The sequence below is a fragment of the Arthrobacter sp. SIMBA_036 genome, from assembly GCF_046535135.1.
Taxonomy (GTDB): domain Bacteria; phylum Actinomycetota; class Actinomycetes; order Actinomycetales; family Micrococcaceae; genus Arthrobacter.
Genome location: NZ_JAWRXG010000014.1, coordinates 73846 through 85586 on the forward strand (window position 1 = coordinate 73846; position 11741 = coordinate 85586).

An 11741-nucleotide genomic window follows, 5' to 3' on the forward strand; every position below is an offset into this window, starting at 1 on the left:
TGCATCTGATGCGAGAGCGCCTGTTAGACATGGTGCAGGCACTTGGTGGCCACGCCCCAGATCGTCAATTCCGACAATGCCGGAACATGGATGTCCGGGAAACGCGGATTGTCTGCCTGCAGGATTACGCCTGAGGGTGTGATCCGGAGCCGCTTGATCGTCAGTTCACCGTCGAGGACGGCCACGACGACGGAGCCGTCTTTCGGTTCCAGTGCCCGGTTGACGATCAGTTCGTCACCGTCGCTGATGCCGGCCTGCTCCATGGACTGCCCAGTCACGCGGACGATGAAGGTGCTGGTGACGTCTTTGATCAGGTGTTCGTTCAGATCGATCCGGCCGTCAAAGTAGTCCTGGGCGGGCGATGGATAACCGGCAGCGACCGCGACCGGTGCCAGCAAAACAGTCACCAGAGACAGTCCCGCGTCTACCACACGGGGGCCAACTATCACGCCCACAACACGCCCTTTATTCGAAACTATGTTCGATTAACAGTACTCCTGCGCAGCGACGAAATAACCGCCGGGTTTGAGCCCGCCGTACGTTGGTACATTCCCCACATGCGGCCATTGGTTCTGATGGGTGTCGTTCCGGGGCCGCCATCCTGGGGATAGGGTTCGTTTTCCTCATGCTCCCTTCGCGTGGGCCGGCATCGGCGGAAATCCCGCCTGGACGCCCGGAAGGCCGCCCAACGTAACTAGGCCCGAAAGGGCCCGAGGTTCCCTGAAACCAGGGCGTCCGGCGCACGATTAGCCGCCGATGGGCGGCGTGGACGGCTTGCACACGAATGGGGACAGCTTTGAGCTGTGCGGGGGGCTCCACCTGCCCGCCAGTGTGCACAACCCGTCCACCGCGACGAGGAGGAGCTACCTTGTGAGGTGCGGTGGGAGTTCGACATCGGCTGAGTCAAGGTCAGGTCTGGACCGGAAGCATGGAAAGCGGATGTCTGAAGGATTTGCCGGACCATGCGGCATCGGCTGCTATCTCAACCACGATCGGTTCAACCAGTGTCAGGTGGACCAGTCCTTTGTCCTTGCTGAATCTGTTCAGCGAGGTCTCGCTGATCTCTTCGGGCCAGGGATGCCCTGGCAGTGCGGGGCGGAGCTGGCGGCCCAGCTCACGCCCTGCCCGCGTGGAGAGAACGGTGGAGCGGCCGACGATCCGCAGCTGCCCATCGACCGGGAGGCCGGCGATGAGGGCCCGTGGTTGGGTTATTGGCCCTATGACGGCCGCGCAGACCGCATCGAAAGTGCTTTTTGTCTTCAGCTTCAACCACGAGCGCAGCCCTGCCGGATAGGGGCCGGACCCGCTTTTGAAGACCACCCCTTCCACTCCTGTGGCCGGTAGATCCTTCAACCAGGTTTTTGCCAGTTCCATGTCCGTGGTGGTGGGGGAGAGGTTCAACGGAGCGGCCCAGTCCCGGGCCAGTTCCTCGAGCAGTTGCCGACGGCCGGTGAACGGGACACTCCTGATGTCCTGCCCGGCGACGGCCAGCACGTCAAAGGCTGCGAACGATGCCGGCAGTTCATGGACGAGGGCCGGCAGAGCCGCCCTGGAGGTGACCATGCGGCGCTGCAGCGCCTCGAAGTCCAGCCGGTCACCGTTCCAGATGACCGTTTCACCGTCGAGGACGACACCTGGCGGGACCTGGCCCCGCACGGCTGCGCAGAGCTCAGGAAAGATGCGGGAGAGTTCTTTGCCTTGCCGGCTCCACAGGGTCACTCCGTCGGCATCGTTCAGAACGATGGTTCGGTAGCCGTCCCACTTGGGTTCGGCGTAGATCATGCCCGGCAAGGCTCCCGGGCGGGGGAACGTCTTGACAAGTTTCGCCAGGGCAACGGTAACCGGTGGTTGCAGTGCCGGCGGAATGGACTCGTCCATGCGCCCAGCCTAAAGGACCACGACCGGAACGGACCTTCGCTACGCTTCGGCCTGTAAAAGCTTCCTTTTGCCCTACATGTGGCTGGGTTGTTCTCCGTACAAGGGCCATTGATCGTAGCCGTCCGGGGGCCCGACCCCGTCAACCCACGCAACCGGGGACTCCCACGCGGTCGCTGCGCTCCCATATTTCGCGGGAGTCCCGGTCACTCTTCGGGGTTGACGGCCCACCCTCGACCGGCTGCGAGGTGGGGGCCTCGCACGGCGGGGCAGGAAGGAGGTGGCTACATGAGCATCGACGAAGCGATCAAGCTCGCGACTTCGGTCGTGATCTTGATGACAGCTGTCATCGCTCTACTCTCCACGCGGAACGCGCGCTTAACAAGCGAACGCTCCCGAGGTGCAACTCGGAAGCGTAAGCGGAAAGCAAGGAGGAAGTAGTCACACAACCCGGTGGTCGTGACCGCTTTGGTTGCGGCCACCGGCTCCTTCTCAGACTAAGTCCTACTCACCGATAAGGAAAACCTCATGGAACCACTGACCGTCGTGAACTTCGTTCTCTCACTCACCGCACTGGGAGCTTCGATCATGGCGTACCGCGCCAACACCAAAGCCCTGGACGGGGACGAAGGCTAGACCGGAACGGGGCGGGGTCTGCCACCACAGGCAGCCCCGCCCTACCGGGCCGGGCCGGCGTCTTCCGAGGATAGTTGCTCCTCCAGGTGTGCTTCCCTGAGGACCGCGGTGATGGCCCGTATGGTCTCGGGGTCGTCCTGCCAACGACTCCCGTCCCGGGGGCAGGCGTTGAGGCTCTTCACCCCGACTTCGCCGGCGAGCTGGAGCAATTCAGCACGCGCAGCTTCAAGGTCCGCCAGCTGCTCGGCCGTCAGCGGCTTCCGCTCAACGTCCTCGGCCCGCGCCACCACCGACGGGTCTTCAACCTCAGTCGGCAGGCTGCGCCTGTTTAGGAAGTTCCGTAATCCCATCGCCTACCTCTCCTTCTGAAACAAGTGTCCCGCCTGGGATTGGGGGAAACCAGGCGGGACACCTTCCACCGTACCGGCTTCACCTGACAGTTTGAGCACCGATACGTGCTCGCGGGGCTCGCACCCCTTTTGGGCGTCCTCTCCGCTTCGCTCCGTGGCCGGCTGTTGGGTGCCGCCGGTCCGTCGCAGGGCTCCTGCCCGTCATCACCTGACGTCTTCGACGCTTTTTTGTGGCTGTCCTGCGGATCATACGGTTCCGCTCCGGCTCAAGCTCCTGACCCCTCCGTAAACTCCGGGGCCCTGCGGCACTGAAATTCTTCGACGGCGCTCCTACGTCGCTTATTTCCTTTCGAAGATTTCCAGAACCTTGCCCTGGCGGGAGGAGCCGCCTCCGTCGGCCCCGTAGAGCACTACGTGCCAGCAACAAAAAACAACTGGGGGAGACGGGGAGCTGGCCGGTCACCTAAGCCGCCCCACTCACCCACCATTTCGGCAAAGAATGGAGCAACACACCATGAACGCAGTCATCAAAATGACCGTGACCACCGTCGACACCGAGGAAACCATCCACGACGTGCCCGTGCTCGTGGATTACCACATTAACGACGGATACGACTGGATGGACGTCATCTCCGAGCACGGGTGGGCCGTGATCCCCAGCTGGGGCTGTGACGGCTGGGACTTGGGCCAGTGGCCCTATGTCATGGTCGCCGGGATCCGCACCGCCGATCAGATCGGCAACCTGTTCGGCATGGCCACCTACTGCGAGGGCGACGTGAGGACCACGTTCTACCGGACCAAAGCGCATTTCTTCGCGGCGGTGAGTGACCAAGCGTTCTTCCACTGGAAGAACGGGCAGGCCCAAGGACCGGAAGACCTGCCCGAAGCGGCCGCCGAAATGCCCGGGCGGTACCGGATTCCCTGCAATCTCTCCGCCGCCGCCTAACCACCACCAAACCGGTGCCCCGCCCCCGGGCGGGGCGCCCCCATCATCTTCTGAGAGGACAAACCCATGAGCACCTGCACTGCCCTGGTCATCCCCGCCAGCCTGGCCGAACCGGCCCGCATCGAAACGATCGACGCCGGATTGGAGACCCTGCAAGCCCTTGTGGCCGGAAACATCGAAGCCGTCACGGTCGATGACTGGCACTTCTACCTGAACGAAGAAGGCAAAATCATGCAGCTTGCACCGAACCGCCGCGCCGCGGAGCTGATGCTGGAAGAAACCGGCGTTCTGACGGATGTGTACTGCGGCGACGTCGTTCTTCTTGGCGAAACCGCTGACGGCGACGAAGCAGACGTCCCCGAACATCTGATCGACACCGCGCAACAGCTCTTCGGACTGCAACAGGAAGCCGCCTGACGGGCCGGGCACTCACTTACTCAAATACTCAAATGAGTAAGAGAGTGCCCACCTCCACGCTATTGGTCCAAGTTGCGCGGGCGGTCCGCCGCGCCTACCAACGTGACGGGTACCGGCGTCGTCCGGATCGCGGTGTTTAACAGCCACCGGCACACGCGGGAGTTCCGCACCAGGGGGACCCTTCACTGGTGCGCTACTGTGAACCACAGATTTCCTTTGCCGAAGGACAAAAGAGGACCGGAATATTCCGGTCCTTTTTGTGTGCAGCGACTTTTCAGGGATATCAGCGCTGTCGCGTGCGTTTCACCACTTTGTGGGTTTTACGGTCACTGTTCGCTGAAGGATGCGCCGGATTCCTGGGCGGCATCCTGTTCGGGTCCGGCGGAGCGCTTTGTCGTCCGCCGGCGCTTTACCGCAGCTGGTTCAAGGCCAAGTTTTTTCAGTTCCTCCGGGCTCCATCCGTCCCGGGTGGCTTGCACGTAGGCGCGCTTGTCATCGCGTTCGGCCGCAACGAGCTGGTCCCGCAGTTCGGTGATTCGCTGGCGGCTCCGCACGAGGGCGGTGACGGATTCAATGCGGGAGTCCAGCAGCGCGCGGGCTTGGTTTCGTGTCTGTTCAATGTCGAGGGTAGCCATGGATCCAGCCTAACGATCATCCCGATGCCGGCCCTGCCGGACGCGCCTATCCTGGCGTGACATGTCCGAAGTAGTCGGGGCATTCTGCGCCAGGAGGTGGGCGTTGCGTGGATCGTTGAACCAGTCCCGCAGGTAGTCGTCGGAGTAGCTGACGGTTCGTGCGGTGAACTGGAAGTATTCGGGGCCGATACCTTGCCGCCGCCACTGCCGTAGCTGCGTCGGGGAGACTCCGTATTGCCTGGCCACTGTGGCGGGTGAGATGAGAGCCAAAACTGTACCTTTCGCTTGCCCTATGCCGCGTTCCTTTCGGCACGCTTGCCGAAACTTGGCCGGTGAAGGAATTGGCCAGTCGGAGGGGCCGGACCGTGGAATACCGGAGCGGAGCGAGGATATGCCGCGAAAGCCGGCGGCGGAGACTTGCCAAGGAAGGACCGGGCAGTAGCCTCAACCAGCCGAAACGGAACGACGCAGTCGTTGTGAACGAATCAGACGCGAAGCGTCCTGCAGGGCAGTACCCAGGAACCACCAAAACGAAAAATGGGGGCGCAGGTGGTTTTCCGGAGCAAGCTAGGTGGTTATGTGCCATAACCAGTGTGTTGATCCACGGCCTGCGGTCGGGGATGCGGCACACTCGTCAGTGTGGCCCGGAGATTCCGGGGCGCTGCGCTGGGCATTGGGGGAGGGGACCTGGATGAGCGAAGAGCGGAAGCCACCGCGCCGGTACTCCCGTCGCCGCCGCGCGAACATTGACGGCGACACCCAGTACGTGCGGGTCTCGATGTCCGAGTTCGAACGCGCGCAGTTGAAGGTGCTGGAGGAAAGAACCGGCCGCAGCCCGTCAGAGATCCTGGTCAGTGCTGCCCTGTACGCGGAGAACGCCGAGTCGCTGGCTGAGCGGCGGGCGATGGCGGTTGAGTTCATTGCGGCCCGCCGCTATCTTGCTGCCCTGTCGAACAACGTCAACCAGCTCGCCCGGCACGCGAATGCCACGGACGAATTCCCCGAAGCTGCCCGCACGGTGTTGACCCGGGTGCGGGCGGTCGCTGACCGGATCAATACGATGCTGGATTCGATGGTGCGCTGATGATTCCCAACATCACCAAGGGCACCCGCATGCACGGTCTCATCGCGTACCTTGCCGGTCCCGGCCGGGCGAACGAACACACCGACCCGCACCTGGTCGCGGGCTCACCGTCGATCATGGCCTGGCACAACGATGACGAACTGAACACCGAAGCGGCCCAGGCCATTGCCAAGGAATTGGACCGGGCCAAAAGCGTCCTGGGCATGGAGATTCCCGGCGGCCATGTCTGGCACTGCTCCCTTTCGCTCCGCGCCGAGGAAGGTGACCTGACCGACCAGAAGTGGGCTGACATTGCGCAGGACTTCATGGACGAGATGGGGTTCACCGAGACCAGCGGACGGGCGCCGGCCCAGTGGGTCGCGATCCGTCACGGCCACAGCAAAGCCGGAAACGACCACATCCACATTGCCGCGTCCATGGTCCGCGAGGACGGCACGAAGTGGAGCAGCTGGCGGGACTTCCCCCGGGCACAACAAGCCGCCCGGGAGCTTGAGAAAAAATACGGCCTGGAAGAACTTTCACCCACGCATTCCACCCGTGGCCTAAGGCCCGGTGAACGTGAAGCCTCCGAGCGGCGCGGAGCCCCGGAACCGGAACGCCGGTCCCTGGAACGCAAGGTCCGTGCCTGTGCGACGTCGGCCCAGGATGAGGCCGAATTCGTCCGTCGCCTGCGCCGTACCGGTGCCCTGGTCAGACCGCGGTACGCGTCCGGACGTGATGACGTCGTGGTCGGCTACAGCGTGGCAGAACGTCCCCCCAAAGGTGGCCGGCCTGTTTGGTTTGGCGGCGGTCACCTCGCCAAAGACCTTGCCCTGCCCAAGCTCCGTACCGAGTGGCCTGACAGCCCGCAAGCTGCCGCCGGGGCGGTAGCTGAATGGCAGGCAGCCGCACGTGGACGCCGCCCGGTCACGACCGGTCGTGAAGCCCACGAACCGGACCCGCAACTGTGGGAGGAATACAGCGAAGAAGTAGCCCTGCTCCGCGAAACGCTGCGCTCCGTCCCGCTGGATGATCATGGGACCTGGGCGCACGTTGCACGCGAGACATCCGGGGCCTTCGCAGCCTGGTCCACGGCAACCGAGGCAACGCCAGGACCACTCGCAGCAGCAGCCGACGAGTTGTCCAAGACAGCACAACTGCGGCGCTACCCGGTCCGTCCCATCCGCAGCGCAGGACCATCTGCCCGCGGAGCCTCGCTCATGCTCATGGCAGCTTCGATGGACGGCACCGGAACCGCCGCGCAGGCCATCATGCTGCGTCAGCTCCTCAACGTCGCCAAGGCCGTCCATGACATGCACAAGGCGTCCAATGACCTGCGCCGGGCACGGCAGATCAGCCACATGGTCAAGCAGCACCTGAGCCAGGTCGCCGCCGCACTACCCAGCGTCCCGGCGACCACGCCCACAGCGGACAGCGAAGCGGCCGCCGCGGTACGCGCGAGTACAGCCGGCCAGGTTGCCGGTCGGTCCGCTGGCTCGGTGCTGCCGCCGACATACGTGCAGGCGCGCACCCACGCGAGCACCCGACACGGAACGACCAGCCCGGATATTGAGAGATAACACCAAGGAGGGGAACCATGAGCGAATCTGACGGCATTGATGAGGCTCTTGAGGGAATGTCGCGCGTTGGCCTGACTGTCGCCGGCCGGCTCGGTGAGCAGTTCGCCAGGGCACGCGAGCAAGAGCTGCGCCGCGCCCAAGCGGCCGAAGAACAACAGGCCCGCGAACTGCAGGCCCGGTTCGACGCGGAGCGGGCAGCCGCCCGTGCGCAACTCGCCCCCGTCATGGACAACCGGTGGTGGGACACAGCCAACGGCCGCGACGTCGAAAGGGCACATGAGGCGGCCACGGCGTGGAAGCACCATGACCCGGCGGCGCGCGACGCGGCCGCGGTAATTCGTGACCAGGTACAGCGCCGCTACGGGCTGGACATGGACACCCTCAGTGCCAATGAAGCAACGGTGGCGGAGGCCCTGGCAAAAGCTGAACGGGACCGCGAACAGGCAGAGCAGGAACGCCGTGCCGGCCGTGACGAAAACGCCCAGGCTATGCAACTGCTGGCCGAGGCCGACCGGGAAGACCGGGACCGCGAACGCGACGTCACCGAAGAGAACCAACGCCCTGACGCGCTGCGCGACGAGGCCGGCATCAAGTACGACTCAGCCGAACGTCGCCAGGAACTAGCCGCCAGTCTGGAGGGTATAGCCGACCGCGAAGCCGTGCAGGCGCGGCTCGGTGCCGACCAGGACCAAGGCACGCCGCCCAGCGCGGCCGTGGCTAAGGGACCGGGACGTAATCCGAAGGCCCGCAAGGCGCGCGGAGGCAGCGGCCCGACCAAGCTGCTGCACAAAGGGATAACCCGGTAGGTGTCAAGGACTACCCAGCGGCGCTTGTGGCTGGAACACCCTACCTAGGAGCCTGCGTTGCATGAGCCGGGCAGGCTGGTCGGTGTGAGGAAGGCCCCCCGGACAGTGGGCGTTCCCCAGTCGCCAACTAACCATATCTAGTAGTGTCTATTATTTTGCTATAAGTTTATATAACTACCTAGAGACTAGTAGAGGCTCGATGTGGATCCCGTAGCTAACCCGTACTCGCCCGGAGCTGGACGAAAACCAGCTGCCCTCGTCGGGCGGGACCGGCCGCGGCAGGACTGGCAGGTGGCCATCCAGCGAGTTGAGGCAGGGCGGTCGGCGCAACCATTCGTTCTATATGGTTTGAGGGGCGTTGGGAAAACGGTGCTCCTTTCAGATTTCCGCCGTTCGGCGGCCGAACGGGACTGGCTTGTTGCCCAAGTCGAAGCGGGTGCAGGTAAGACGTTGCGCGAGGCGTTGGGTGAAGCCCTTCATGGTCCACTCGCGGATCTGGCACGCCCGTCGGCTGGGAAACGGCTGCTTAAAGCATTGAAGACAGCGGTCAGCTTTAAGGCGTCCTACGACCAGAGTGGAACGTGGAGCTTTGGGATGGACTTGGAGGGTGCATCCGGTGGGGGAGCGGACACGGGTGTCCTTGAAACCGATCTTCGAAAACTTATTCACGATCTGGCGTTGGCGGCCGAAGAAGAGAATGTTGGCCTCGCGATTCTCATCGACGAGGCCCAAGACCTTGATACGGCCGAAGTCGTGGCTCTCTGTGCAATAGCCCACGCCGCTGCCCAAGATGACTGGCGGGTACTGTTCGCGTTCGCCGGCCTGCCGAGCCTCCCACGGGTCCTCGCCGAGGCAAAGTCGTACGCTGAACGATTCAGCTACGAGAAAATTGAGGAACTTCGGGGAAAAGTTGCTTCCGAAGCGTTGACCAAGCCTGCGGCCGAAGATGGCGTCGAGTGGGACCAGTCTGCTGTCGCATTGATCGTTGACGAGAGTGCCGGCTATCCGTACTTCTTGCAGCAGTTTGGGCAGGACACTTGGAACGCAGCCATGGGAGACATGATCACCTACGATGACGCTCGTGTCGGAGCCGCCAACGGCCGGGCATCATTGGACAGTGGATTCTTCCGGGCACGTTGGGATCGCGCGACGAGGGCCGAGCAAAATTACCTCAGAGCCATGGCAGAAGATGGCGACAACGGCAGTTCGTCCGGAGAGATAGCAGCGCGCCTGGGACGTGGTCCTGCCAGTTTTGGCCCGATCCGGGCAAACCTCATCGCCAAAGGACTCGTCTATGCTCCCGAGCACGGTGTTATTGCCTTTACCGTTCCCGGGATGGCGGCTTTTATAAAGCGACAACCCAAGTGAGTGTTTCCTTCAGGTGGGTCTGGTCTTCGCCTTAGCACCGATGGCACGCTGCCGGGTCATGTGGTGTTGTCAATATTGATCCTTCGTCCAGTAGATGTACGGGCCTTGATCGGTGATCCCGTAGTCGACACCGTTCGAGCGCAACCAGGCGTCGGCCAGGGTGCACAAGTTCGAGAGGACGTCTGCTATCTCCTCAGGCTCCATTGGCTCGTCGGCGGGTTTTAGGCGATGGAGTGCCATGCCCCATTCGCTCCAGTTCGCATCGATGTACTCTTCCCAGCCGTCAGGTTGAGCCTTCGGCCGGACTGCTTTGCCATTCTCGATACCCAGCTCCGCTGAGAGGTAAAACATCACGCGGATAAGGCTGTTCGCGGCGTCAAGGGCACGGAAGCATGCGGTTTGAATGTCGGTTTCCCAAGTGTTCCCCGACTCGTTCAGCTCTTTCCGGAAGTGGGCAAGTGCGTCCTGAAGATGATCAACCTGAGAAAGGGGATATGGGGCCAGGCGCTTTGTGAGCTGTTCGATTCGGTGGTCCTCCATGTGTGCCGCCAAGTGTTTCCGCCAGGCGTGCGGCGTATGCGGGAGCTGCGGCAGGTCCTGGTAATCATCACTTCCCTCTCCGCGGCTATGGAGAACGGCATGCCCCGCTTCGTGGAGAGCTATGTGGGCGGCTGCCGCACGCGCGTATTTGATCAGCTGAGGGGCGTCCATATCCTGTGATGACGCGAAAAAGGCGAAGTCGGAAATCACAATGTCCGCCGTTCCGTCCTCGTGCATGATTGTGCGGGCGCCGACGTGCCCCGCGCCCCGGTCGGTTGTGTAGGTATTCTCGTCATCCCTCGCTTCAATCTCGTTAACTGCCCTAACCATGTCGCCAGTGATAGTAAGACGCCATGTTTGAGGATCGGGCAACAATGACAGGATTTGAGCGACCAGGATGTCTCCGAGGCGCTCCTGCTCAATTAGATACATCAGCGCAGGTCGGTTTTCATCATGGATGTGCGTAAGCGACAGAGTTATCTGAGTTTGCGCGGGTTCGGTCATGAGGTGAGCATAACTGGCGCAACAGACAGCCTTAAGCGTCTTAGCTTGGTCGCCCTAGTAAGACCGTTTGCTGTCTGAGGAACCTGTGACCGCGCAAAATTTCTTTTGGCGATCGAGAGCTTAATCCTGAATTTCTATCTCGAGGGTAGGAAAATCACCCGAGAGACGGGCTGGCAGCTGCTAAACGCAGGGGAGGTGACCGCACCAGGTGGGCCCGCGCGAAGGCGGCGGCCCGTGGATGGAAAATGGCGCGGATTGCCCTTAGTTGTCTTTGGAGTGGATGGCCTTAGCGGCGGCCAATGTTTCCCAGCGCTTCTGGGCCCCTTGCCGGCTGATCCCGAACGCCCGTCCGATCTTGTCCCAGGAGACGCCCGCCGCCCTGGCTGCGGCTACGGCGTCGTCGAGTTGGGCTTCGAGGTCCTTCAGGCTCTGGTTCAGGGTCCGGATGGTGTGCAGCGACAGGTCCGGGGCGATGTGGCGGTGCCACACGTTCAGGAACAGCGGCTCCAGGTCCTCCCGGTCGCTAATGTCAGCGGCGTCGGCGCTGGCCGGCGGTCCGGCGTAGATGCGTCCTGCGGCGACGTCCTCGTCGGAAGGGTCCCAGACCCGGGTCCACAATGGATCCAGGATGACGTGCTCCCGGAACGGGACGCAGCTGCAGGCGACCCTCCAGCCGACCACCTGCGACGGTGGCCGCCACGCCTCGCGGGTCGGATCCTCCTCATGCCCAACCGGCTGGCCGTCGGGTGTCATCAGGTTGATCTCCATCCATCTGCCACCGGACCCGTACATGCCGTCGGCGAAGACGCAGACGACATAGCCTTCATGCTCGCTGCCCTCGGTAAACCAGCCCATCGCGCTTCCCATCATCGGCCGCCACTTGCTACAGTGACAGTATGAGCGATGACAACTATTGTTGACAAGAGGATTAGCTATAGCAGCTTTGATGGCAAAGTACGTTATCCGTTTTCTTCCCATGCGCGGGCGTTAGGGACGCTGATTCTTCTTGAAGACGATGTAG

At 62.7% G+C, this 11741-nt stretch carries 14 protein-coding genes; 7 read left to right on the plus strand and 7 right to left on the minus strand.

The genetic code is table 11. The features are described 5' to 3' along the window. Nucleotides 1–23: 23 nt before the first annotated feature. From SB659_RS17490 to SB659_RS17500, 3 genes are all read right to left on the minus strand, one after another. Entirely contained in the window at nt 24–455 is a 432-nt protein-coding gene (locus SB659_RS17490) for a LexA family protein (protein ID WP_410551262.1), read from the minus strand. A 454-nt stretch (nt 456–909) separates the two neighbouring features. Beyond that, nucleotides 910–1878 (minus strand): ATP-dependent DNA ligase, encoded by a 969-nt coding sequence (locus SB659_RS17495; RefSeq protein WP_410551263.1) that lies wholly within the window; start codon nt 1876–1878, stop codon nt 910–912. Nucleotides 1879–2552: 674 nt separating this feature from the next. Next, the gene (locus tag SB659_RS17500; protein ID WP_410551264.1) at nt 2553–2861 is read right to left on the minus strand and encodes a hypothetical protein; all 309 of its coding nucleotides are present in this window, start codon (nt 2859–2861) and stop codon (nt 2553–2555) included. A 514-nt stretch (nt 2862–3375) separates the two neighbouring features. Between SB659_RS17500 and SB659_RS17505 the strand changes: the two genes are divergently transcribed. Further along, nucleotides 3376–3807 (plus strand): hypothetical protein, encoded by a 432-nt coding sequence (locus SB659_RS17505; RefSeq protein ID WP_410551265.1) that lies wholly within the window; start codon nt 3376–3378, stop codon nt 3805–3807. Nucleotides 3808–3873: 66 nt separating this feature from the next. Beyond that, nucleotides 3874–4224, plus strand: coding sequence for a DUF3846 domain-containing protein (locus SB659_RS17510; RefSeq protein WP_410551266.1), 351 nt, complete (start codon nt 3874–3876; stop codon nt 4222–4224). A gap of 326 nt (nt 4225–4550) precedes the next feature. Here the strand turns inward: SB659_RS17510 and SB659_RS17515 are convergent, their stop codons facing one another. Together SB659_RS17515 and SB659_RS17520 are read right to left on the minus strand one after the other, a co-directional pair. Further along, a complete protein-coding gene (locus SB659_RS17515) occupies nt 4551–4859 on the minus strand; it encodes a hypothetical protein (protein WP_410551267.1) in 309 nt (102 codons plus the stop codon). Nucleotides 4860–4868: 9 nt separating this feature from the next. Further along, the gene (locus SB659_RS17520) at nt 4869–5129 is read right to left on the minus strand and encodes a helix-turn-helix transcriptional regulator (RefSeq protein WP_410551269.1); all 261 of its coding nucleotides are present in this window, start codon (nt 5127–5129) and stop codon (nt 4869–4871) included. 421 nt (nt 5130–5550) lie between these two features. Here SB659_RS17520 and mobC point away from each other — a divergent pair, with 421 nt between their 5' ends. The 4 genes from mobC (at nt 5551) to SB659_RS17540 (ending at nt 9676) form a co-directional block, all read left to right on the plus strand. Next, nucleotides 5551–5943 carry a plasmid mobilization relaxosome protein MobC gene (mobC, locus tag SB659_RS17525; RefSeq protein ID WP_410551270.1) on the plus strand — a complete coding sequence of 131 codons (393 nt, stop codon included), beginning with the start codon at nt 5551–5553 and terminating at the stop codon, nt 5941–5943. Further along, complete coding sequence (locus SB659_RS17530) at nt 5943–7502, plus strand: relaxase/mobilization nuclease domain-containing protein (protein WP_410551271.1); 1560 nt, start codon at nt 5943–5945, stop codon at nt 7500–7502. Before mobC ends, SB659_RS17530 begins: the two co-directional genes overlap by 1 nt. Before the next feature lie 17 nt (nt 7503–7519). Then, nucleotides 7520–8308 (plus strand): hypothetical protein, encoded by a 789-nt coding sequence (locus SB659_RS17535; protein WP_410551272.1) that lies wholly within the window; start codon nt 7520–7522, stop codon nt 8306–8308. A 201-nt stretch (nt 8309–8509) separates the two neighbouring features. Then, nucleotides 8510–9676, plus strand: coding sequence for an ATP-binding protein (locus SB659_RS17540; protein ID WP_410551273.1), 1167 nt, complete (start codon nt 8510–8512; stop codon nt 9674–9676). A 69-nt stretch (nt 9677–9745) separates the two neighbouring features. On the opposite strand, the gene SB659_RS17545 is transcribed toward SB659_RS17540, so the two are convergent. Further along, nucleotides 9746–9916, minus strand: coding sequence for a hypothetical protein (locus SB659_RS17545; RefSeq protein WP_410551274.1), 171 nt, complete (start codon nt 9914–9916; stop codon nt 9746–9748). Nucleotides 9917–10147: 231 nt separating this feature from the next. On the opposite strand from SB659_RS17545, the gene SB659_RS17550 reads away from it, so the two are divergent. Continuing rightward, entirely contained in the window at nt 10148–10396 is a 249-nt protein-coding gene (locus SB659_RS17550; protein ID WP_410551275.1) for a hypothetical protein, read from the plus strand. A gap of 585 nt (nt 10397–10981) precedes the next feature. On the opposite strand, the gene SB659_RS17555 is transcribed toward SB659_RS17550, so the two are convergent. Continuing rightward, nucleotides 10982–11590 carry a hypothetical protein gene (locus SB659_RS17555; protein WP_410551276.1) on the minus strand — a complete coding sequence of 203 codons (609 nt, stop codon included), beginning with the start codon at nt 11588–11590 and terminating at the stop codon, nt 10982–10984. Nucleotides 11591–11741 lie beyond the last annotated feature (151 nt).

What these genes read in the sequence shown, in the direction of transcription:
- SB659_RS17510 (WP_410551266.1), top strand. Translation starts at nt 3,874, where the DNA reads ATGAGCACCTGCACTGCCCTGGTCATCCCCGCCAGCCTGGCCGAACCG.
- SB659_RS17500 (WP_410551264.1), bottom strand. Translation starts at nt 2,861, where the DNA reads ATGGGATTACGGAACTTCCTAAACAGGCGCAGCCTGCCGACTGAGGTT.
- SB659_RS17555 (WP_410551276.1), bottom strand. Translation starts at nt 11,590, where the DNA reads ATGATGGGAAGCGCGATGGGCTGGTTTACCGAGGGCAGCGAGCATGAA.
- SB659_RS17545 (WP_410551274.1), bottom strand. Translation starts at nt 9,916, where the DNA reads ATGGCACTCCATCGCCTAAAACCCGCCGACGAGCCAATGGAGCCTGAG.
- SB659_RS17550 (WP_410551275.1), top strand. Translation starts at nt 10,148, where the DNA reads ATGATCAACCTGAGAAAGGGGATATGGGGCCAGGCGCTTTGTGAGCTG.
- SB659_RS17535 (WP_410551272.1), top strand. Translation starts at nt 7,520, where the DNA reads ATGAGCGAATCTGACGGCATTGATGAGGCTCTTGAGGGAATGTCGCGC.
- mobC (WP_410551270.1), top strand. Translation starts at nt 5,551, where the DNA reads ATGAGCGAAGAGCGGAAGCCACCGCGCCGGTACTCCCGTCGCCGCCGC.
- SB659_RS17530 (WP_410551271.1), top strand. Translation starts at nt 5,943, where the DNA reads ATGATTCCCAACATCACCAAGGGCACCCGCATGCACGGTCTCATCGCG.
- SB659_RS17495 (WP_410551263.1), bottom strand. Translation starts at nt 1,878, where the DNA reads ATGGACGAGTCCATTCCGCCGGCACTGCAACCACCGGTTACCGTTGCC.
- SB659_RS17505 (WP_410551265.1), top strand. Translation starts at nt 3,376, where the DNA reads ATGAACGCAGTCATCAAAATGACCGTGACCACCGTCGACACCGAGGAA.
- SB659_RS17515 (WP_410551267.1), bottom strand. Translation starts at nt 4,859, where the DNA reads ATGGCTACCCTCGACATTGAACAGACACGAAACCAAGCCCGCGCGCTG.